We start from the raw sequence: 22,261 nt of genomic DNA, 5'->3' as shown, positions 1-22,261 counted from the left end.
TTTTTTCGTTATTTCATCCATTCACGATCTGGAATATCTGTAATCAACATATGTCCCGGTGCATGACTGATAGCAAATGGAATTTTCGAATTCATCACCGCAGCTTGTGGCGTCACACCACATGCCCAAAACACAGGAATTTCATCTGCTAAAATTCGAGGCGCATCGCCAAAGTCAGGTTGTTGAATATCTTGGATTCCGAGTACATGAGGCGCACCAATATGCACAGGTGCGCCATGAACCTGAGGTACTTTTACCGTAATTTGAACTGCTTCTGAGATTTTTGAAGCATGAATGGGTCGCATAGATACAACCAGATTCCCTGAAATTCGACCTGCTGACTGACATGGAATATTGGTTAAATACATCGGAACATTGCATTGATCATGAATATGACGAACTTCAATGCCTGCGTCCATTAAGGCAGTTTCAAAAGAAAAACTACAACCAATCAAAAATGTAACTAAGTCCGTATGCTGTTCCCAAATAGATGTTGCATCCGTTATTTCAGCCGTGCATTTTCCATGTTCCCATACACGATAACGAGGGAAATCGGTACGGACATCAATATCCTGCCCAAGTTTAGACTTAAATTCTCCATGCTCAATCACATCCAAAATAGGACAACTTTGAGGATTACGCTGTGCATACAATAAAAAATCCCAAGCCCACTCCTGAGGTAAACTCAACATATTGACCTGAGTCATTCCTGCAACCATACCTGCTGTTGGTCGGTCATAGCCTTGTCGTATTTGCAATCGGGCTTGTCGAGCGGCATCCAACTGTTCGGCTGTTGCAGAATAAGTATGATTTAACATGACATTTATTCCTTTATGCTGTGCATGCTTGCACAACTATTTGATGCTGTTGCAGTTCTTCTCGAATACGACGTGCCATAAGCAATGCACCCTCCGTATCGCCATGTAAACAAATGCTATCTGCCTGTATTGGCGTAAAATGACCATCGATAGACTCAACCCCGCCCTGTTGAATCATCGATACGACACGTTTTGCGACAAAATCTGCATCATGCAAAACTGCACCTTCAAGGCGTCTTGAAACCAAAGAACCATCACGATTATATGCACGATCTGCAAATGCCTCAGAAATCACCTGCAATCCCTGATTTTTAGCAAACTGAACCAACGGTGAACCTGCCAAAGCAACCAACGCCAATTGAGGATTAAAGATCTGAATTGCATCGATTACAGCTTTTGCCTGATCTAAATTTTGAGCAATGGTGTTATATAACGCGCCATGAGGTTTCACGTATTTCACGGTTGTCCCGACACTTCTTGCCATGCCATCTAAAGCAGAAATTTGGTAAAGCACATCTGCAAAAAGTTCATCATAAGACACATCCATATTCCGACGGCCAAACCCGACAAGGTCTGGATAAGACACATGTGCTCCAACAGTGACCTGATATTTCACTGCCTCACGCAATGTTTTTAAAATCCCAGAAGGATCTCCCGCATGGAAACCACAAGCAATATTGGCACTACTGACAATGGGTAAAATTGCGGCATCATTGCCCATCTTCCATGAACCATAGCTTTCGCCTAAATCACTATTTAAATCAATTTTCATGGTCATCATCCTTACAAAGCTTTCAAATAGTTGAAAATGGTACTAAATGAAACATACCCCATGTACCAAGTTAAAATACAAGTGAGAATACCTAAAACGGTTAACCATTTTGGATAATCATAATTTCCAAGCAAATCCTTACGGCAAGCGGCAACATAAACAAAAAGTGTTAAACCAATCGGCAATACCAAACCGTTTAAACCACCGACAAAGACCAATAAACTTGCAGGTGTTGCCCCAAGAATGACAAACAACAATAACGCTGCGGCAATGAACACAATGGTGCAAATATTACGTTGTCGAAGTGTGATGTCTTTTTTAAATGCGCTAAAGAATGTCACCGATGTATAGGCAGCACCAATCGAGCTACTAATCCCTGCTGCCCAGAAAATTAATCCAAATAATTTAAAGCCAAACATTCCTGCTGCATATTGAAAGGCTTGTGCTGCTGGGTTGGCATTTTTACTTGCCAAATCAATTGATGCACCACTCACCACAACGCCCAAAATAGCCAAGAACAAGATGTAACGCATTACACCAACAACAATAATCCCTTTTGTTGCAGCTTTAGAAACTTCGTGGATATGCTCAGGGCCAACTGTTCCCTTGTCTAATAAACGATGTGCACCTGCATAACAGATATACCCGCCAACAGTTCCCCCAACAATCGTGGTAATACTGGCAAAGTCGACATGGCTAGGTAAAATGGTTTGATGGAATGCATCTGCAACAGGTGGAGCCACAATAATAGCAACGATAACAACCAGAATAATTTTTAATATTCCAAGAAAAATCATGCTCTTATCAACAACCAAACTGGCTTTACGTGACGCAAAAATTAAAATCGCAATTGCACCACTAATAACACCGCCCCATTTGGTGTCTAACCCAAATAATGCATTTAGCCCTAGTGCAGCGCCTGCAATATTCCCAATATTGAAAAAGAAACCACCAAAAATCACCATGAATGCCAAGACATAACCACTTCCTGGTAAAGCTGCATTTGCGATTTCTGGCGCCCTCATTTGCGTTAATGTCACCACTCGCCAAATATTTTGTTGCACAACAAAATCGATAAGAATAGAAAGGAGAATACCAAAACCAAAAGCAGCTCCCATTTTGACGGTAAAGGTTGCCGTTTGAGTTAAAAAACCCGGCCCCATTGCCGATGTTGCCATTAAAAAAATTGAAGCAACAATTGCCCATTGTCGTTCATTAAAAAATGCCTTTTTTTCAACCTTTGTCATACATCCCTCATGCTATAAAAAGTTCAATCTTGTTGTTTTCGCCATCTCATAAAAAAGAAATTCTTGAGTCCTCTAGTAATTAACCATACCAGCCCAATAAGAACAATTAATAACCATTACTTTTATAAGCAATGCAAACAATTGATTAACATTAAGAAATTGCATACAAACTTAAATATTATTTTTTTCTTATCAATACCAATTAGAAATTTTAATTTTTATATCATTTATTTATTTTTACTTGAAAAATAAGAGTGCAAAAACAGCAAATTATCAGTGCAACCATCCCCATAACTGTGCAAAATTCATGGCCATAAAATCGACATTTTCTTTAACGCTGAAAAAGAAAGTTTTCATTTCCGAACTGTTGCTTTAATTTTCCAACGGACTGTTTTGAAATATCCGAAGCAAGTTCTGCAAGGTTCTGCTTAATCATTTCATCCCGCCCCCCCGTATAAACACAGGAAAACTGATAAGGACGTAGGTGGATATCCGTAGGTAAAATGAGTAATCGTTTTTCACGAAGCTCTTTTAATACCGATAAATGTGGCATGACACCAATCCCCATTCCTTCTTCTGTCATTTTGACTAAAGTTGCCAAAGAATAACTGGTAATCGTTTTAGGTTCATGTAACCGCAAACGGTTCAATTGCTGCTTTAAATCAAGGTAGGGATAGGTATTTTTAGGATAGGTAATAATGGTATTTCGTTTTAAATCTTGAAAGGATAAAAAACCTGATGGAAAGCGTTTACCTAAACGCGGGGAAATCAAAAAACTCTGCTCAAAATTACACAATGGAATTTCAATACAATCAAAATCACAGCTTGTATCCAACATAAATGCCATATCTAATTCACCTGTTTTAATCGCTTCCTTTAAAACAGGTGTGACATTGATAATAATATCAATTGTTACATACGGATATTCTTCATAAACTTTTTCAATAAAATCAACCAACCATGAATGCACGATGGTTTCTGCGACACCTAAACGGATCGTACTTTCAATGGCAGACTGCTTTGAAACCTCTTGTAAAAATTGATGATTTAACTCAATCATTTTTTCTGCATATTTAAACGCGACCTTCCCCGAGTCTGTAATTTGCAGCGTACGAGAGGTTCTTTCTAAAAGCTTAACGCCTAATTCTTGTTCAAGGGTTGCTATCCTCTGAGAAACAGAAGACTGTGTTGTATTGAGCTTCATGGCGGCTTTATTAAAGCTATTCAGCAGTACAACCCAATAAAAGTTTTCTAATCCTTTATAGTTCAAAATATACGCCTAAACGACCTGATTGTTTTTAGTATAGTCGCTGAATGAATCATCTTTATATTTTTAATCATTAAAAAATTGGACATATATTAATTCTGATACAAGTCTTCAATGACCCATCTATGTGAATAATCTAGAAACTTCCCTTGCAAGACTATTCACATTTTCAAAAAAATCCTTTCTTTATAAAATCAGGCTATCCCCATAAAAAGCTAAAGAACTGCATTTGTATAACTCTGCCATCATCATTCCCAATGCGGCCAACTCTTCATCGCTTCCCAAACTCGAATTGCATCAACAGTCGCACGCACATCATGCGCGCGGACAATACTCGCCCCTTGCTGAATTGACAGTAAATGCCCCGCCACACTACCAACAGCACGATCCATAGCCTCGGTTTGTTCAGTCACCGCACCAATAAACCGTTTCCGAGACAATGCCGATAATATTGGATAACCTAACTGATGCAATTGCCATAATTCATCTAATAATTGCAAATTATGGACTGTATTTTTAGCAAACCCAAAACCGGGATCAACAATAATACGTTCAGCTTTGATCCCTACCTGTAACGCACAATCTATACGCTGCCGAAGTTCGATTAAAACTTCATTGGTCACATGCTGATAACTTGCCAACTGATTCATTGTCGTTGGTTCGCCACGCATGTGCATTAATACTACAGGGATATTCAAATGCGCTGCCATTTCTAAAGCACCTTCCCGACTCAATGCCCGCACATCATTCCAGATATGTGCGCCAGACTGAACTGCTTGCTGCATCACCTCTGGTTGACTGGTATCAATCGATAACACTACATCATATTTTGCTAGCGCCTGTACAACAGGAATCACCCTTTCCAATTCCGCATCCAAAAGGACTGCATCTGCACCAGGGCGCGTTGATTCACCACCAATATCAATAATCGTTGCACCATCACGTATCATTTGCTCAGCATGTTCTATCGCATTATCAATGTGATGATGTTTCCCTCCATCACTAAACGAGTCCGGAGTAACATTTAAAATGCCCATCACCTGCGGGCGAGATAAATCTAAAATTTTATTTCCACAATGTAGTTGTTTATTGGGTAGAGATATCAAATGCATAGTATTTACAATCAAATCGATCAAGGCTGGTTATTCTTTCTATCTTAACAAAAAGTGGTACACAATATGAAAAGAGATGAAGTGGTGATCACTTTGCAGTGTTTTTGATTGCACTGTTCGGCAATGGCTCAAAATCATATACGCAGTTCTCTTTGCGTCTGTTTTATCTTTATTTCGATCCTCTGTATATTATCGATTCATGCTTATATCTTGAAATCCCACTATAAAAAAAGAGCCGCATTTGCGACTCTTTTTTAGAAGTATCTAATTAACCCATTGCTGGTAATGGTGGCGGTGTTGAAGGACCATCTTTCGGTGGTTCTAAATCTGCCACAGGGTTTTCAGCAACGTAAACTTTAGGTGGACGTGGTTCACGGCCTTCCATAATGTCACGCACCTGATCACGATCAATCGTTTCCCATTCCATCAAAGCTTTTACCATCACATGCGCTTTATCCTTATTACTTTCAAGGATATCCCATGCAACTTTATATTGCTCATCTAGAATACGACGTACTTCAGCATCCACTTGTTGTTGTGTTGCTTCAGAGATCGTGCGACTACCGACATTACCGAAGAAACCATTTTGGTTTTCATCTTCATAAACCATCACACCCATTTTGTCTGACATACCGTATTTTGTCACCATTGCACGTGCCATTTTCGTTGCACGTTCAAAGTCATTCGATGCGCCTGTTGACTGTTGGTTAATGAAAATTTCTTCTGCAATACGACCACCAAACAAGATTGAAATTTCATTCAACATCTTGTCTTTGTAATGGCTAATTTGATCTTGTTCTGGTAACTGCCAAGTCACACCAAGAGCCCAACCACGTGGCATAATTGTTACTTTATGCACAGGATCCGTACCCGGAAGCACTTCTGCAACAATTGCATGACCTGACTCATGATAAGCCGTAGCACGACGTTCTTCATCACGAAGAATCATTGATTTACGTTCAGGGCCCATATAAATCTTGTCTTTTGCATCTTCGAAGTCATGCATATCGACCGTGTTTTTATTACGGCGAGCAGCAAATAATGCAGCTTCATTCACAAGGTTAGCCAATTGTGCACCAGAGAAACCCGGTGTACCACGAGCCAGAACTTTTACATCCACACCTGTGACAGAAGGTAATTTTTTCAAATGAACATTTAAAATTTGTTCACGACCTGCAATATCCGGTAAACCAACCATCACCTGACGGTCAAAACGTCCTGGACGAAGTAATGCCTTATCCAGTACATCCGCACGGTTTGTTGCGGCAATAACAATAATACCTTCATTGCCTTCGAAACCATCCATTTCAACCAACATCTGGTTTAATGTCTGTTCACGCTCATCATGTCCACCACCAGTACCTGACCCACGGTGACGACCAACAGCATCAATTTCATCAATGAAAATAATACATGGCGCATGACGTTTCGCTTGTTCAAACATATCTCGAACACGCGAAGCACCGACACCCACAAACATTTCAACGAAATCAGAACCAGAGATGCTAAAGAAAGGCACTTTCGCTTCGCCTGCAATCGCTTTTGCAAGTAAGGTTTTACCTGTACCAGGAGGCCCTACCATCAAAACACCTTTAGGAATAGATGCTCCTAAACGCTTAAATTTGGCTGGATCCTTCAAGAAATCTACGATTTCTACGACTTCTTGTTTAGCTTCATCACAGCCAGCAACATCGGCAAAAGTAACCTTAATTTGGTCTTCAGAAAGCATTTTTGCTTTTGATTTACCAAAGCTCATTGGGCCATTTTTACCGCCTGCTCCACCACCCATGTTACGCATAAAGAACATAAATAGCAGAATAATCAGAAGCACTGGGAAGCTTGCAATGAGTAGTTGCATCAAAACACCCTGACGTTGTGGTGCTGTACCTTCCACTACGACATTGTTTTTGATTAAATTCGGCATAAGTTCAGGGTCTTGAACCGCAGGGCGAATACTTTCAAAATCTGAACCGTTCTTTTTCTCGCCAGTAATTTTTTCGCCATCGATCGTGACTTGTTTAATTTGGCCCGCATTCACAGCCGCCACAAACTCTGAATAGTTCATTTGCGATGGTTTGTTGTGATCACTGATGTTGCTGAAAATTAAAATCAGCACTCCGAGTATCACAAGCCACAACACGGCGTTTTTGAAGAGATCGCTCAAAGCTTTATTCCCATATCAATCTAATGTAATCATACCTTTCCAGCATGATCTATTATTTAACTACAAGTTCGTACTCAATGTACTCAAATTGTACAACATGCACAATTTTTAATGCATTGGCAAGTCAACTTTTATCGCAATGCTTTTTTCCGACCTTGTCCAATCAGAAAAACCTCTTTTGAACGTGCACGAGATGCAGCAGGTTTTACAGTTTTTAATACATCAAAACTATCAACAACCTGTTTACGGAATTCATCAAACCCTGTTCCTTGGAACACTTTTACAACGAATTGCCCATTTGGTCCTAAAACCTTTTGAGCAAAATCTAGTGCAAGCTCACATAAATAGATTTGTCGAGGTTGATCAACAGCTCTATTACCTGATGTATTGGGGGCCATATCCGAAATTACAATGTCTACCTGACGCCCATTTAAAATATTTAACAATTTTTCAAAAACTTCTTCTTCCCGAAAGTCACCCTGCAAGAAGGTAACATCTGGTAAAGCATCCATTTCCAAAATATCAGAAGCAATGACAAGCCCATTGTTTCCAACCAGTTTTCCCGCGATTTGCGACCAACTCCCAGGGGCTGCACCCAAATCGACTACGGTCATACCAGGTTTAATCAGTTTATATTTTTCTTGAATTTCAAGAAGTTTGTATGCTGCACGTGCGCGATAACCTTCTTTTTGTGCTTTTTTCACAAAAGGGTCATCCAGATGCTCTCTCATCCACGCACGACTACTTTTAGACAGTTTTTGGTTTGTAATGCGTGTCGCCATAATCATCTATAGTATCAAAACATCAATAAAGTATTGTACGCAAAAAATAAGAAGCTTGCAGTATACAACTGTACATAAACGCATGACTTTTTTTAATGATGCTAATCGTTTTTCACATCACCCCTTAGCTTTTTCAAGCTTTTCTAGACATCTTTTCAGAAGAATAATTGTTTATCTCATCAAAAGACTTAAAAATATCTAAGTTTTTGTATCAGAACTTCTAATTTTTCCGATGAGGGAATACGGTTTTTCATGCGCTTTCGCCTACAATTTGATATACTGTTCCGCTTTTAAAAATTCAGGTTTATTCACATGGCAAATTTATCTATTCAGGAACGCAAACGCTTACGTCAAATTGGTCACGTTCTTAATCCCGTGATCATGCTTGGTGGTCAAGGTTTAACTGAAAATGTGGTTGAAGAAACTTTACGCGCATTAAACGACCATGAACTGATCAAGGTGAAAATTGCGGGTGAAGATCGTGAGGAACGTGCAGAAGTAATTGAAGCACTTGCTGAAGCAACTCAGGCACAGGTTGTACAAAAAATTGGTAAAATTGCACTTCTTTACAAAAAAGCCGCAAAGCAAAATCCAAAATTGTCGAATCTTGTTCGTCACGCACACCTAGCAAACTAATTGAATTAGCAGATTCTTATGGCGAGTTACGAACTTCAACCTTATCACAAGTTTCATGATATTTTTTTGGTCGGGGCAATTGAGCAACAATTACCTTCTATCATCAATATCGGATTCTGGATACGTGACCCTTTACAACTGATTCAATGGCCAAGCATTACACCTGCCCATCCTCGTCAAGACTTTTTGTGGGAACACACAAGTTTTGAGGTGTTCATTGGTGTAAAAGATGAAGACTATTATCGTGAAATAAACCTATCACCTTCTCAAGCATGGCAAAGCTATCAGTTTGAAGAATATCGCTATCCTGAAACCATGCCCCCTGTAATGGCACACGATATCGATCTGGTTGAACTTAAACGTACTCACTATGGATTAAATGCAACGCTAGATCTTGGTGCATTTATGCAACAGCATCAGCTTAAATGGCATAATATTTTTGTTGGGCTTTCTGCGATATTAGATACATCAAAAGGTCAGCAACTCTATGCAATGCAGCATAGTGGTCGTCAAGCAGACTTTCACAATAAAAGAGACTGGCTACATTTCTTTTAATATAAAAAAACGGATCAATAAATGATCCGTTTTTTATACAACAAATTTATTCAACTTTTTCTTTTTCAGCTTCAGAGGCTTTCTTTTCATCACCCTCTTTTACTTTATGCCAAGCATCTACCGCACTCGCCTTGGTTTTTTGTAGCGTTTCGGTCACATGTTCTTTATGTTTGGCTGAAAGTTGTGAAACATCTTCTTTCACCTCTTTGGATAATTTAGAAATTTCATCCACAATCGAAGCAAATTCAATTTTTGCGACTTCTTTTAACTCAATTAAGTCATCTTGAGAAAAGGTAAATTTTTCTCTAATTTCATTAAATCGAGCAACAAAATCTTCTTTAAACTGCTTAACCTGTTCCTGAAATGAAGCACTTGCTTGTTGAACATCGGATTCGACCTTCGCAGCACCTTGCGCTGCCTTATCCTTCACTTCATCAATTTTTTGACTAGCGGTTGCTTTTACTTCACCTACTTTTCCCTGAGCTTCAGCAACTTTTTCAGCGACTTTGGCTTTTACCTCGGCAGTTTTTTGCTCCAATTGATCGGTAGTTTGTGTCAGTTTTTCTTCGAGATTATTTTTTGTTGCCATAACCATATTCCCTCTACTTAAAATTATGAAAGGATATTGTCCTCACTGTAACAAATCGCTGTTTTATTCACCAGCCTTTTATTGGCGATTTAAAACTTTCTCACAATTTAACAACATCTTTCCCCAAATAAAAATAATCACTCATCAAAGCAGGAATCTTGATAAATTACGTGGACTTTTCCAAGTTGGATGCGTACAATACGTTTTTAAGTTACGAGCGAGCAGACCAAGGGAGTGCGTGTTTTTTTCAGGACAGCCTACCTTTTTTTATGTCTACTCGCTTTTTTACAGCTTAAAATTTCAGGAGCTTTGGTTTGAGCACCCCCGCCATTTTAGCCCTCGCAGATGGAACAATCTTTAAAGGTATTTCTATCGGCGCTACGGGATCAACGACTGGTGAAGTCGTTTTTAATACCGCTATGACTGGTTATCAAGAAATCTTGACCGACCCAAGTTATGCACAACAACTTGTTACTTTAACCTACCCTCATATTGGGAATACTGGCTGTAATTCAGAAGATGCTGAATCAGGTCGTATCCATAAAGTATGGGCAAATGGTTTAATTATCCGAGATCTTCCTTTATTGCATAGCAATTTCCGCGCTGAGCAGTCTTTGGGAGATTACCTAAAACAGCATAATGTTGTGGCCATTGCCGATATTGATACCCGTAAACTTACACGTATTTTACGTGCTAAAGGTGCACAAAATGGTTGTATCCTTGCTGGCGACAATATTACCGAAGAAGAAGCTTTAGAAAAAGCACGTGCTTTTGGCGGGTTAAATGGTTTAGATCTTGCAAAAGTATGTTGCGACCCAACAGGTTTCGAATGGACAGAAGGTTCATGGACACTGGGTCAAGGCTTTAGCCAACCAGAATTTAAATATCATGTTGTCGCATATGATTATGGTGTCAAAACCAACATCTTACGTATGCTCGCAGATCGTGGCTGCAAACTTACTGTTGTCCCTGCTCAAACACCAGCAGAAAAAGTTCTTGCCTTAAACCCAGATGGCGTTTTCTTGTCAAATGGCCCTGGCGATCCAGCAGCATGTGATTATGCAATTGAAGCTGTAAAAACCATTGTTGAAACTACAAATACTCCTGTTTTTGGGATCTGTTTAGGTCACCAAATCTTGGCACTCGCTTCTGGTGCAAAAACCATCAAAATGAGTCATGGTCATCATGGTGCGAACCATCCTGTACAAAACCTTGAAGATGGTACAGTGATGATCACATCACAAAACCATGGGTTCGCAGTTGATTTCGACACCCTGCCAGCAACATTAAAGGCAACTCACAAATCATTGTTTGATGGCACATTACAAGGGATTCATCGTACAGACAAACCTGCATTTAGCTTCCAAGGTCACCCTGAAGCAAGCCCGGGTCCACATGACTGTGCGCCATTGTTTGACCATTTTATCGAACTTATTGAAGCAGCTAAGAAGTAATTAAGGAGCGAATAATGCCTAAACGTACGGATATTAAAAGCATCTTAATTATTGGTGCAGGTCCTATTGTTATCGGTCAGGCGTGTGAGTTTGACTATTCTGGCGCACAAGCCTGTAAAGCGCTTCGTGAAGAAGGTTATCGCGTTATTTTGGTGAACTCTAACCCAGCGACCATTATGACTGACCCTTCAATGGCAGATGCAACGTATATCGAACCAATCACTTGGCAAACTGTTGCACAGATCATTGAAAAAGAACGTCCAGATGCAGTCCTTCCAACGATGGGTGGACAAACTGCGCTGAACTGTGCGCTTGCACTTGATGAACACGGCGTATTGGAAAAATATGGCGTTGAATTGATTGGCGCGACCAAAGAAGCAATTGAAAAAGCTGAAGACCGCAAATTGTTTGACCAAGCCATGCGTAAAATTGGTTTGGAATGTCCAAAAGCTGCTGTCGCTGAAAATATTCAGGAAGCGTTGGAAATTCAAGCACGCTTTGGCTTCCCTGTCATCATCCGTCCATCATTTACCATGGGTGGTTCAGGTGGCGGTATTGCTTACAACCGTGAAGAATTCCTTGAAATCTGTGAACGTGGTTTCGAACTTTCTCCAACCCATCAACTCTTGATTGATGAATCACTCATTGGTTGGAAAGAGTATGAAATGGAAGTTGTTCGTGACAAAAACGACAACTGTATCATTGTCTGCTCAATCGAAAACTTCGACCCGATGGGTGTTCACACAGGTGACTCTATCACTGTTGCACCAGCACAAACATTAACAGATAAAGAATATCAGTTAATGCGTAATGCTTCGATTGCAGTTTTACGTGAAATTGGTGTTGAAACAGGTGGTTCAAACGTACAGTTTGGTATTTGCCCAAATACTGGTCGTATGGTTGTCATCGAGATGAACCCTCGTGTGTCACGCTCATCTGCATTGGCGTCAAAAGCGACAGGTTTCCCAATTGCAAAAATCGCAGCAAAACTTGCTGTAGGTTATACACTTGATGAGTTGAAAAATGACATCACTGGTGGTGTAACACCTGCATCATTTGAACCTGCAATTGACTATGTTGTAACGAAGATCCCTCGTTTTAACTTCGAGAAATTTCCACAAGCTGAACCTGTACTAACAACACAGATGAAATCTGTGGGTGAAGTGATGGCGATTGGTCGTAACTTCCAAGAATCTGTACATAAAGCCCTTCGTGGTCTTGAAGTCGGTGTTTGTGGTTTCGATGAAAAAATTGAAGTTGGTACAGAAAACGCAAAAGATAAAATCCTTCAAGAGCTTAAAGTTCCAGGTCCTGAGCGTATCTGGTACGTTGCCGATGCCTTCCGTCATGGCTTTAGCTTAGATGATGTTTTTGAAGCGACCAAAATCGACCGTTGGTTCCTGATTCAAATTCAAGACATTGTGAAAACTGAAGAAGTTGTTAAAACTTTAGGTTTTGGTGATTTAAACGCTGACAATATCCGTGCATTTAAACGCAAAGGTTTATCAGACCTTCGCATTGCAAACTTAATGGGTATTTCACAAAAACAATTCCGTAAACACCGTTGGAACTTGGGCGTTTACCCAGTTTACAAACGTGTTGATACCTGTGCGGCTGAGTTTGAATCTGACACAGCTTATATGTATTCAACTTACGATGAAGAATGTGAAGCAAACCCATCAAACCGTGACAAAATCATGGTGATTGGTGGCGGTCCAAACCGTATTGGTCAAGGTATTGAGTTTGACTACTGCTGTGTACACGCTGCATTAGCAATGCGTGATGATGGTTATGAAACCATCATGGTCAACTGTAACCCTGAAACAGTTTCAACTGACTATGACACATCAGACCGTTTATACTTTGAACCGATTACATTGGAAGATGTACTTGAAATCGTGCGTACTGAAAAGCCAAAAGGCATTATCGTACAGTACGGTGGTCAAACTCCTCTAAAATTGGCACGTGCTTTAGAAGAAGCTGGTGCGCCAATTATCGGAACATCTCCAGATGCGATTGACCGTGCAGAAGATCGTGAACGCTTCCAGCAAATGATCCAACGCTTACAGCTTCGTCAACCAAACAACAGCATTGTAAAATCTGCTGAAGAAGGGATTTCAGAAGCCGCTAAAGTTGGTTATCCATTAGTCGTTCGCCCATCTTATGTGTTGGGTGGTCGTGCAATGGAAATCGTATATAACGAAGACGAACTTAAACGCTACCTTCGTGAAGCGGTTCAAGCATCGAACGAAGCCCCTGTCCTTCTTGACCATTTCCTTGACTCGGCAACAGAAGTTGATGTTGACTGTGTTTCTGATGGTAAAGATGTGGTGATTGGCGGCATCATGCAACACATTGAACAAGCAGGTATTCACTCTGGTGACTCTGCATGTTCTATTCCTCCTTACTCTCTATCAAAAGAAGTTCAGGATGAAATGCGTCGTCAAACTGTTGCAATGGCCAAAGAGCTTGGGGTTATTGGTTTAATGAACGTACAATTTGCTGTAAAAGGCGATGACGTTTATATCCTTGAAGTAAACCCACGTGCATCACGTACTGTTCCATTTGTATCAAAATGCATTGGTGAATCTTTAGCAAAAGTTGCTGCACGTTGTATGGCTGGACAATCGCTTGAATCTCAAGGATTCACAAAAGAGATTATTCCAACTTACTTCTCTGTAAAAGAAGCCGTTTTCCCATTTGCAAAATTCCAAGGCGTTGACCCAATGCTTGGACCTGAGATGAAATCTACAGGTGAAGTCATGGGTGTAGGCAAAACTTTTGGTGAAGCATTCTATAAAGCAGTGCTTGGTTCAAATGAACGCTTACCTGGCTTACCTACCGAAGGTGAAGTCAAAAATGCGTTCTTGTCTGTTCGCGATTCAGATAAGAAAGACATTGTTGATGTAGCGAAACGCTTGATCGACTTCGGCTTCAAACTGGTTGCAACAGGTGGAACATACAAAGTGATCCACGAAGCAGGATTAACCTGTGAACGTGTAAATAAAGTAACCGAAGGCCGTCCACATATTGTAGATCGCTTGAAAAATGGTGAAATACACCTTATTGTCAATACCACTGAAGGCAAGCAGGCTCAATATGATTCTGCCATGATCCGCCGTGCGGCATTACAAGGTAAAGTGTATTACACAACGACGATTAATGGTGCTGAGGCAGTTTGCCAAGCATTTGCAATCCAATTGCCAATGGATGTATATCGCTTGCAAGATTTACACACTGTAGGCTAATTCCTTACCGATAAGTCCCGTCACCTTATCGGTGGCGGGATTTTTCTTTTTTTTATACGGTATTTTCCCATTTCATTAAGAGGGACTAAAATGCAACGTTATCCAATGACACCTGAGGGTAAAGTCGCCCTAGAGAAAGAATTACAACATTTAAAAACTGTTGAACGTCCACGTATTACTCAGGCGATTGCCGAAGCACGTGAGCACGGGGACTTAAAAGAAAATGCAGAATATCATGCTGCACGTGAACAGCAAGGTTTCTGTGAAGGACGTATCCAAGATATTGAAGGTAAATTGGGCGCGTCTCAAGTTATCGATGTTCATGAGCTAGAACAAAATGGTCGTGTAGTTTTTGGTGTAACTGTTACCATCGAAAACCTAGACACCGAAGAACGCAAAACCTATAAAATTGTAGGTGATGATGAAGCTGATTTTAAAATCAATAAAATTTCGGTAAATTCGCCTATTGCACGTGGTCTTTTAAGTAAAAATGAAGGCGATGAAGCAAAAATTACAACACCTCAAGGTGAAGTAGAATATGAGATCGTAAGTGTCGAATATCTCTAAAAATTAAAAAAAGCCTCCACTTTAAAACTAAGTTTGGAGGCTTTTTTGTATTGATTTCTTTTAAACATACGACGTACAACATAAAAATGTTATCATCATAAAAAATAGTACATAACAAAAAATGAATAGGAAATAATATGAATTATCAGCACATCCTCGTCCCTGTAGACGGCTCCGAATACTCCTCTCGCGCTGTTCAACATGCCGTTGAATTGGCAAAAATTTTTAATAGCACTATTACAATTGTTCAAGTCTTAACACTTGATCCACTCATTGCCACTGAATATATCAAAACAGGAAAAAGTAATGAGGTTCTAGATCGGGCACGCAATTATATTTTAGACAATTTAAATAAGCTTGCTCAAAACTATCAACAAGATAATCTTAATTTACATACGCAATTGTTGGAGGATTTCTCTATTGTGCAAGGCATTACACAAGCAGCGAAAGACTTAAAGGCTGATCTTGTGGTGATGGGATCTCATGGCCGTACTGGATTATCTAAATTTTTATTAGGTAGTGTTGCACAAAGAGCACTATTAGAACTTCCCCTCCCTGTACTGATTGTAAGATAAATTATATAGGTGCTTATCTTGCAAATAGCTAAGTGCCTTTGCCTTATTCTCCCTGCCATTGATACTGTTTTAAATCAATTTTTCCATTTTTCAAAAAAATCCCTTCATCCATCAGTTTTAATTGCTGAATATTTTCCCCATGCTCATTGAGTTTAATTACACTAATTTTCCCCTGAGCATTCACCACCCGATACCAAGGGATCTGAGTATTTTGATCCAACTGCTTGAGTACTGTACCCACCAAGCGAGCATGTTTTGGTAATCCCGCCATTTTTGCAACTTGCCCATAGCTTGCAACTTTGCCAAAGGGAATTTTAAATACAACTGCTAAAATTTGTTGATAAAGCTCTGCCTGCATTTGATTTGCCGTGATCGTTCTCATTTTACCATTCTAAAGAAATGTCACATAAACCGACACATCAAACAAGATGCTTTTAATTCTCATCGACCAACTGAAACCGATTACAGTAACCTTTCAAATTTAACGATGTTTCTCTTTCACTTAACATATAACTTTAACAGTAATAACCACTCTAAAAATAAAAAGGCTGTCCACGAATGGACAGCCTTTGTTAAATGAACAGATATTGCTTGGATTAGAAGCTATAACGTGCCATCAAGTTAAGACGTGAATAATCGCCTTTGTCATCTGTAGTTGCAGTGCTGTTTACAAATGTTTGACGTTGACCGTAAGTATATTCCACACCCAAGTCTAAGTTTTTAACAGGTGTATAGAAGCTGTTTGCAATGATGTTATACATTGTTTTGTTAAGTGCTGTATCAGATTTATTCTCTGCATATTTAGCATAAGCATTGTCTTTCTTATACCAAATTGCACCAGCAGCTAAAGTTGAACGCCATTGTGGTGACCACTTGTGTGAGTAACCAATTAGGCCTGTATCATATTCACTTTCAAAAATAGAAAGATCTGCGCCATTGCGGAAAGCAACATAAGCAGGGTTAGCATAAAGTAAATATTTACTATCACCTTTAATATGATAGTAGTTAGCAAAGATTGTATCGTTTGATGTTAAGTTATATTTACCACCAACACCAACACCCCAACCCAACTTGGTTTCATCAATGTTATCATTTACAGAGATACGGTTTTCATGAAGCAAACCATGAAGTTGTAACAAACCTTTTTTATCTGGTGTCGCAATATCATAACGTGCAGTTAAAGCAGGTAAACGGTTACCGCCAGAAGTCTTCACATATGAACCATTTACGAAAGTCGTATTACTATTAAGGTTATCAACATCACCACCTTCTAAAGCCACCAATAATTTTTGATTAGCAAAAGTAGGTTGTGTGTAACGTACTTGAACTGTACGTTTAGAACCATAGCCCATAGGACCATTGAAGTCGACAGTTTCAGGTGCTGTATCTGTATTTACAAATGGAGAAGTCGTTTGACCTACTAACCATTTGTTTAAAGAGATATAGGCATGACGAACACGGAATGTACCATCACCATTAACACCTGAAGTACCGCCACCCATAAAATCAGCTTCGATTTTACCGATTAAATCACCGTATTCTGTCGGACGAACGATATCCAAGCCAATACGTGATGTTGCAGCAGTAACGTTTAAGTTATTTTTAGTGCCATTCGCAGAATTCAATGGAACTGCGTTTGTATTGTTGTTAATACTAGATGTTGGGTTTGCTTTAAAGTCATAAGTACTGTCCACACGAACACTACCATAAACTTTTAACTGGGTTTGACCATCTGGCAGTGTAATCCAACCCGGTTTTGTGCTGGCATTTACAGGTGCTGCAACTGGCGCTGGTGGAGGTGTCTGAGCTTGCTGTTGCAATTGCACAGCTTGTTGCTGCTGTTGACTAGAAAGTTGTTGAACCATTTGTTGTAGTTCAGCAACTTGTGCTTTTAATGATGCAACATCTTGATTTTTTGTTGCTGCTTGAGCAGAACCCATTGCACCAAGAAGTAACGCCGCACCAATTGAAGCCGATAAAATATTAACCTTGACCACGTATTCTCTCCATAAAAAAAATAACTTATTGTTTTGAAAAGTAGCTGTACTATTTCAAACAAACATAACAAAATTATGACAATCCATGTATAAATTTAATCTTCCTTACTTATTCCATATACTTCTATACAAGCAAGTTGAAGATTTCTACAAAAACATAACTGTAAAATTAGAATTTTCCAATAGCACTTTACATTTTTTTTTACGCTTTATTTGTTTCTTTGATTACTTTTAATACAATTTTATTTTGTATATTAGACCATCCTCTGTTTTGACAAGGTTTCGTTCAATAAATAGCTCAAAATATATTGGTAAAAACTATTAATAGGCTCAACACCAAATTTTGCAACAGAACAAATAACAGTCATTATTATTCTTAAATAATCCATAATTATTCTTTAGATAATCTTATAACTAACGGTATAAAATAAATTTATTACTATAAAATGTGATCGATTGTAGTGCATTCACTGTATCTACATGATGATTAATTATAGTGCAAAATGAAAATTATCCAATAGATTTATTCTATAAATAATATATAGAGATATAAAATATTGCGTTTGTAATATCCGTCTATTAGATAAACAAAAACTGATCGAACCAGTTATTTTGAACCAATTTAATCGTTTAATATGCAACCTAGATTTTCCATTCAAAAATCTTTTGTAAATTGACTGGTCAAAATGGTTTAAATCTGCTGAGATTCAGCTTTATTTTTACACTGGAATATCTGAAAGTCCCATGTTCAAATTTGCTCAATGGTCTTGTATTGCCCTTCTTGGTGTTAGTTTATTTGGTTGTGATACAACAGGAACAAAAAAAGCAGGAACAACACTAAAACCCAGAGAACCTGTGATTGCTTTGGCACTCGGCGGCGGCGGTGCAAAAGGATTTGCACATATCGGTGTGATTAAAATTTTAGAAGCACATGGGATTAAACCACAAATTGTCACAGGAACCAGTGCGGGAAGTTTTGTCGGCAGTTTATATGCCAGTGGTAAAACACCCTATCAACTGCAACAAATGGCAGCTCAACTCAAAGAATCTGACTTGCGCGACTTAACGCTTAATCGACAGGGTTTCCTGATTGGTCAGAAACTACAGAACTATATTAATGCGCAAGTTGCCAATAAACCTATTCAACAATTTCCAATGCGCTTTGCTGCGGTAGCTACCCGTTTAGACAATGGTCAGAAAACCACATTTATTCGAGGTAATGCAGGTCAGGCGGTTCGAGCATCATGTAGTATTCCTAATGTGTTTTTACCCGCAACCATTGCAGGGGTGAAATATGTAGATGGTGGTCTGGTTAGCCCTATTCCTGTTAAGACAGCACGAAGTATGGGTGCTGATATTGTGATTGCTGTTGATATTTCTGCCCGTCCATCAGGGGGCGCAACCAACATGTTTGGTTTGTTAGATCAGACGTTAAATATTATGGGGCAGCAAAGTATTCAGGATGAATTAAAACACGCCACTGTCGTGATTCAACCTAAAGTCGGACAGATTGGAGCACTGGATCTTAATGCAGGACAATCTGCAATTTTAGAAGGTGAGCAAGCAGCTCAACTCAAAATTCGGGCCATCCAAATGGCAATTGCCAACTTTAAAAAATCTCCAGCAGCATATCGACCTGCACCACGTCCAAGTATTTAAGTTTTATCCTCATGCTGAACCACAAAAAGATGGTCACAAAAAGACCATCTTTTTGTTGGTGCTTTCTATGCTATATTCGTAAAGTATATATATTCCAACAACCTAAAAATATTTAGAGGCGATTTATGACGCTCGTTTTAGAACCATGGCATTGGTTTGTTGCTGGCATCGCCCTTATGCTATGTGAATTGATTTTGCCAGCATTTGCTGCTTTATGGTTTGGTATTGCAGCAGTAATGGTCAGTATTTTACTGTGGCTTTTGCCATGGATGAGTTTAAGTGTTCAACTGATTACTTGGATCATTCTATCTATTCTTTGTACTATTTTATGGTTCAAGTTTATTCGCCCCCTCTCAACCGATAAAACCAAGGCGGGTTTACCACGTGAGGCAACCATTGGACAAATCGGGATGGTGATTCAGATTGGTCTTAATCATGAACAAGTCAAAGTCCGTTTTCCTGTACCAGTATTAGGTGCAGATGAATGGCTCTGCCGAGCAATCGTTCCTGTTGCCGTGGGTGATCGGGTGAGTGTCATTGATATTTTAGGAAATGATCTCGTCATACAACCGTATCAATCTATACAAACACAATAAATTAGGAAAAAACGATGAATTTCACCATTATTATGTTTGCTCTGCTTATCTTTGTTGGCGTCACAATTTTTAAAGGCGTTCGTATTGTGCCACAAGGTTACAAGTGGATTGTGCAACGCTTAGGAAAATATCACACCACCCTCAACCCGGGGCTGAATTTTGTGATTCCCTATATCGATGATGTTGCTTATAAAATTACAACCAAAGATATTGTACTAGATATTCCATCTCAAGAAGTGATCACTCGGGATAATGCTGTTTTGGTCATGAATGCCGTTGCCTATATTAATTTGACCACACCTGAAAAAGCCGTTTATGGTATTGAGAATTTTAACTGGGCGATTCAAAATCTTGTGCAAACCTCTTTACGTTCAATTGTCGGTGAAATGGACTTAGATGATGCCTTATCCTCACGTGACCATATTAAAGCCAAACTTAAAGCTGCTATTTCCGATGATATTGCCGATTGGGGGATTACCTTAAAAACAGTTGAAATTCAGGATATTCAACCATCAACCACTATGCAAGCTGCGATGGAAGCACAAGCTGCGGCTGAACGCCAACGCCGTGCAACAGTCACAAGAGCTGATGGTGAAAAACAAGCGGCTATTTTAGAAGCCGATGGTCGCTTGGAAGCCTCTCGTCGTGATGCCGAAGCCCAAGTCGTACTCGCTGAATCTTCACAAAAAGCCATTACCATGATTACCAGTGCTGTTGGCGACAAAGAAACACCTGTCGCCTATTTGCTGGGTGAACAATATATCAAGGCAATGCAAGACATGGCGAAGTCTAATAATGCGAAAACCGTGGTTCTTCCTGCCGATGTCTTAAACACCATCCGTGGTGTAATGGGTAAATAAATAGCGATTTTTTCGTTCTAAAAGCTGCATTTTAGCGATCAGAAATGACTGAATTACTTTTGAATATTCAAAAGTTTCTGATCTCGCTTAGGACATTTGGCAACAACCAAATGATAAGAATCCTGAATTAAATCCTGAACAAATACCCGATCCAGATCTTGATGCGCCACAATTGAAATCCAATGCTTTTTATTCATGTGGTAGCCATCTTTTATAAACCCATACAGTTCTTGATATTCCTGACTTTTAAAAGGATCACATTTAACATTGATCATTTTTACCCCAGCAACTTCTACAGTAAGCATGAACATTTTGTCAAAAATTTTAAAAACATCAAAATCTGGCCCAAAAGGATGGCAGTGCTGACTAAACGGAAGGTTATTTGCTATTTCAATCGCACATTGATGTAATTGCTCACCATTCATCTTCCCGCACATCCTTCAATGAATATTAATGGGTTCTATTTAATAAAAATGCTGAAATATCCGTCAATTGCTGTGCATCTTGCCCAAAATAAGACAAAGCCTCAAATGCTTCATCATGCAACTGCTTGGCATAATCCTGCGCTTGCTGTAACCCCATCAGTGCTGGATAAGTCGATTTCTCAACTTGTAGATCTTTACCTGCGGTTTTGCCTAATACTTCAGTGTCTGCGGTGATATCTAAAATATCATCCTGTACCTGAAATGCTAAACCAATCGCCTGACCAAACTGACGTAATTTTAAAATGGCAGGATCTGTCCCTTTAAAAATAGTCACGGCACTCATCATAATCGCTGCCTGAATCAATGCGCCTGTTTTGTTACGGTGAATATTTTCCAGTGCATCCTGTGTAATTCTTTGTCCTTCAGCTTGTAAATCAAGCACTTGACCACAGACCATTTTAGAACTTGATGTTGCTAAAATTTGCATTTGTCTAAACATAATGCTCTGATCAACCGCAACACTTTGATCAAACAACCGACTCGATAAAATTTCATACGCCATTGATTGCAAAATGTCGCCTGCAAGCAAAGCAGTACTTTCTTCAAATGCCACATGACAAGTCGGTTGCCCACGACGAAGTGAATCATCGTCCATGCACGGCAAATCATCATGAACCAACGAATAGCAATGAATCAGCTCAACTGCTACAGCCGCACGACGCACCGCAGCAACATTGACATTATCGCCAAGTGCTGCCGTTGCATAGCAAAGTGCTGGACGAACCCGCTTCCCACCTAGCATCACTGCATGATGCACTGCTCCTTTTAGAGGTTCAGGAAGTGCAAAAGCATCTAAAGCAGTGGTTAAATCCTGTTGAATTTGTTGCTGGGCAGACTTTAAAACATCTGCAAAAACGGGTGTAGTCACTGACACAATT

The 22,261-nt window shown here is 39.5% G+C and carries 21 protein-coding genes; 9 read left to right on the top strand and 12 right to left on the bottom strand.

Going from position 1 to position 22,261, the window contains the following annotated elements; translation table 11 throughout:
* Nucleotides 1-8: 8 nt before the first annotated feature.
* The 7 genes from ABDV70_RS04975 to rlmE all read right to left on the bottom strand — a co-directional run bounded on the left by ABDV70_RS04975 (nucleotide 9) and on the right by rlmE (nucleotide 8,162).
* A complete protein-coding gene (locus ABDV70_RS04975) occupies nucleotides 9-818 on the bottom strand; it encodes a putative hydro-lyase (RefSeq protein WP_343595900.1) in 810 nt (269 codons plus the stop codon).
* A gap of 13 nt (nucleotides 819-831) precedes the next feature.
* Nucleotides 832-1,590, bottom strand: a complete 759-nt coding sequence (locus tag ABDV70_RS04970) for a 5-oxoprolinase subunit PxpA (RefSeq protein WP_343595898.1) — start codon at nucleotides 1,588-1,590, stop codon at nucleotides 832-834.
* 11 nt (nucleotides 1,591-1,601) lie between these two features.
* A complete protein-coding gene (locus ABDV70_RS04965) occupies nucleotides 1,602-2,837 on the bottom strand; it encodes an NRAMP family divalent metal transporter (RefSeq protein ID WP_343595896.1) in 1,236 nt (411 codons plus the stop codon).
* A 331-nt stretch (nucleotides 2,838-3,168) separates the two neighbouring features.
* Complete coding sequence (locus ABDV70_RS04960) at nucleotides 3,169-4,107, bottom strand: LysR family transcriptional regulator (RefSeq protein ID WP_343595895.1); 939 nt, start codon at nucleotides 4,105-4,107, stop codon at nucleotides 3,169-3,171.
* 245 nt (nucleotides 4,108-4,352) lie between these two features.
* Nucleotides 4,353-5,216 carry a dihydropteroate synthase gene (folP, locus tag ABDV70_RS04955; RefSeq protein ID WP_343595893.1) on the bottom strand — a complete coding sequence of 288 codons (864 nt, stop codon included), beginning with the start codon at nucleotides 5,214-5,216 and terminating at the stop codon, nucleotides 4,353-4,355.
* A 268-nt stretch (nucleotides 5,217-5,484) separates the two neighbouring features.
* Nucleotides 5,485-7,380 carry an ATP-dependent zinc metalloprotease FtsH gene (gene ftsH / locus ABDV70_RS04950; protein ID WP_343595891.1) on the bottom strand — a complete coding sequence of 632 codons (1,896 nt, stop codon included), beginning with the start codon at nucleotides 7,378-7,380 and terminating at the stop codon, nucleotides 5,485-5,487.
* 131 nt (nucleotides 7,381-7,511) lie between these two features.
* Nucleotides 7,512-8,162, bottom strand: a complete 651-nt coding sequence (gene rlmE / locus ABDV70_RS04945; RefSeq protein WP_343595890.1) for a 23S rRNA (uridine(2552)-2'-O)-methyltransferase RlmE — start codon at nucleotides 8,160-8,162, stop codon at nucleotides 7,512-7,514.
* Nucleotides 8,163-8,474: 312 nt separating this feature from the next.
* On the opposite strand from rlmE, the gene yhbY reads away from it, so the two are divergent.
* Both yhbY and ABDV70_RS04935 read left to right on the top strand, forming a co-directional pair.
* Nucleotides 8,475-8,798: a ribosome assembly RNA-binding protein YhbY gene (gene yhbY, locus ABDV70_RS04940; RefSeq protein ID WP_343595889.1), complete on the top strand. Its 324-nt coding sequence runs from the start codon at nucleotides 8,475-8,477 to the stop codon at nucleotides 8,796-8,798.
* Between the two features lie 18 nt (nucleotides 8,799-8,816).
* The gene (locus tag ABDV70_RS04935) at nucleotides 8,817-9,353 is read left to right on the top strand and encodes a DOMON-like domain-containing protein (protein WP_343595887.1); all 537 of its coding nucleotides are present in this window, start codon (nucleotides 8,817-8,819) and stop codon (nucleotides 9,351-9,353) included.
* A 46-nt stretch (nucleotides 9,354-9,399) separates the two neighbouring features.
* On the opposite strand, the gene ABDV70_RS04930 is transcribed toward ABDV70_RS04935, so the two are convergent.
* Nucleotides 9,400-9,942: a hypothetical protein gene (locus ABDV70_RS04930; RefSeq protein WP_343595886.1), complete on the bottom strand. Its 543-nt coding sequence runs from the start codon at nucleotides 9,940-9,942 to the stop codon at nucleotides 9,400-9,402.
* Between the two features lie 314 nt (nucleotides 9,943-10,256).
* Between ABDV70_RS04930 and carA the strand changes: the two genes are divergently transcribed.
* From carA to ABDV70_RS04910, 4 genes are all read left to right on the top strand, one after another.
* The gene (gene carA / locus ABDV70_RS04925) at nucleotides 10,257-11,396 is read left to right on the top strand and encodes a glutamine-hydrolyzing carbamoyl-phosphate synthase small subunit (RefSeq protein ID WP_343595884.1); all 1,140 of its coding nucleotides are present in this window, start codon (nucleotides 10,257-10,259) and stop codon (nucleotides 11,394-11,396) included.
* 14 nt (nucleotides 11,397-11,410) lie between these two features.
* Nucleotides 11,411-14,644 (top strand): carbamoyl-phosphate synthase large subunit, encoded by a 3,234-nt coding sequence (gene carB, locus ABDV70_RS04920; protein ID WP_343595882.1) that lies wholly within the window; start codon nucleotides 11,411-11,413, stop codon nucleotides 14,642-14,644.
* 90 nt (nucleotides 14,645-14,734) lie between these two features.
* The gene (gene greA, locus ABDV70_RS04915) at nucleotides 14,735-15,211 is read left to right on the top strand and encodes a transcription elongation factor GreA (protein ID WP_343595880.1); all 477 of its coding nucleotides are present in this window, start codon (nucleotides 14,735-14,737) and stop codon (nucleotides 15,209-15,211) included.
* Nucleotides 15,212-15,348: 137 nt separating this feature from the next.
* Nucleotides 15,349-15,786: a universal stress protein gene (locus ABDV70_RS04910; RefSeq protein ID WP_343595878.1), complete on the top strand. Its 438-nt coding sequence runs from the start codon at nucleotides 15,349-15,351 to the stop codon at nucleotides 15,784-15,786.
* A gap of 43 nt (nucleotides 15,787-15,829) precedes the next feature.
* Here the strand turns inward: ABDV70_RS04910 and ABDV70_RS04905 are convergent, their stop codons facing one another.
* Complete coding sequence (locus ABDV70_RS04905) at nucleotides 15,830-16,168, bottom strand: MGMT family protein (RefSeq protein ID WP_343595876.1); 339 nt, start codon at nucleotides 16,166-16,168, stop codon at nucleotides 15,830-15,832.
* A 214-nt stretch (nucleotides 16,169-16,382) separates the two neighbouring features.
* On the bottom strand, nucleotides 16,383-17,783 hold the full coding sequence (locus tag ABDV70_RS04900; protein WP_343595875.1) for a DcaP family trimeric outer membrane transporter: 1,401 nt from the start codon (nucleotides 17,781-17,783) through the stop codon (nucleotides 16,383-16,385).
* Between the two features lie 744 nt (nucleotides 17,784-18,527).
* On the opposite strand from ABDV70_RS04900, the gene ABDV70_RS04895 reads away from it, so the two are divergent.
* From ABDV70_RS04895 to ABDV70_RS04885, 3 genes are all read left to right on the top strand, one after another.
* Nucleotides 18,528-19,442, top strand: a complete 915-nt coding sequence (locus tag ABDV70_RS04895) for a patatin-like phospholipase family protein (RefSeq protein WP_343595874.1) — start codon at nucleotides 18,528-18,530, stop codon at nucleotides 19,440-19,442.
* Between the two features lie 125 nt (nucleotides 19,443-19,567).
* Entirely contained in the window at nucleotides 19,568-20,038 is a 471-nt protein-coding gene (locus ABDV70_RS04890) for an NfeD family protein (protein ID WP_343595872.1), read from the top strand.
* 14 nt (nucleotides 20,039-20,052) lie between these two features.
* Nucleotides 20,053-20,898 (top strand): SPFH domain-containing protein, encoded by an 846-nt coding sequence (locus ABDV70_RS04885; RefSeq protein ID WP_343595870.1) that lies wholly within the window; start codon nucleotides 20,053-20,055, stop codon nucleotides 20,896-20,898.
* Nucleotides 20,899-20,951: 53 nt separating this feature from the next.
* Here ABDV70_RS04885 and ABDV70_RS04880 read toward each other — a convergent pair whose 3' ends face one another.
* Together ABDV70_RS04880 and ABDV70_RS04875 are read right to left on the bottom strand one after the other, a co-directional pair.
* On the bottom strand, nucleotides 20,952-21,323 hold the full coding sequence (locus tag ABDV70_RS04880; RefSeq protein ID WP_343595869.1) for an MmcQ/YjbR family DNA-binding protein: 372 nt from the start codon (nucleotides 21,321-21,323) through the stop codon (nucleotides 20,952-20,954).
* Nucleotides 21,324-21,348: 25 nt separating this feature from the next.
* Nucleotides 21,349-22,257 carry a polyprenyl synthetase family protein gene (locus tag ABDV70_RS04875; RefSeq protein ID WP_343595867.1) on the bottom strand — a complete coding sequence of 303 codons (909 nt, stop codon included), beginning with the start codon at nucleotides 22,255-22,257 and terminating at the stop codon, nucleotides 21,349-21,351.
* Nucleotides 22,258-22,261: the final 4 nt, after the last annotated feature.

The sequence above is a fragment of the Acinetobacter sp. genome, from assembly GCF_039596015.1.
Classification (GTDB): Bacteria; Pseudomonadota; Gammaproteobacteria; order Pseudomonadales; family Moraxellaceae; genus Acinetobacter.
This window is presented reverse-complemented; position numbering and strand designations above follow the sequence as displayed.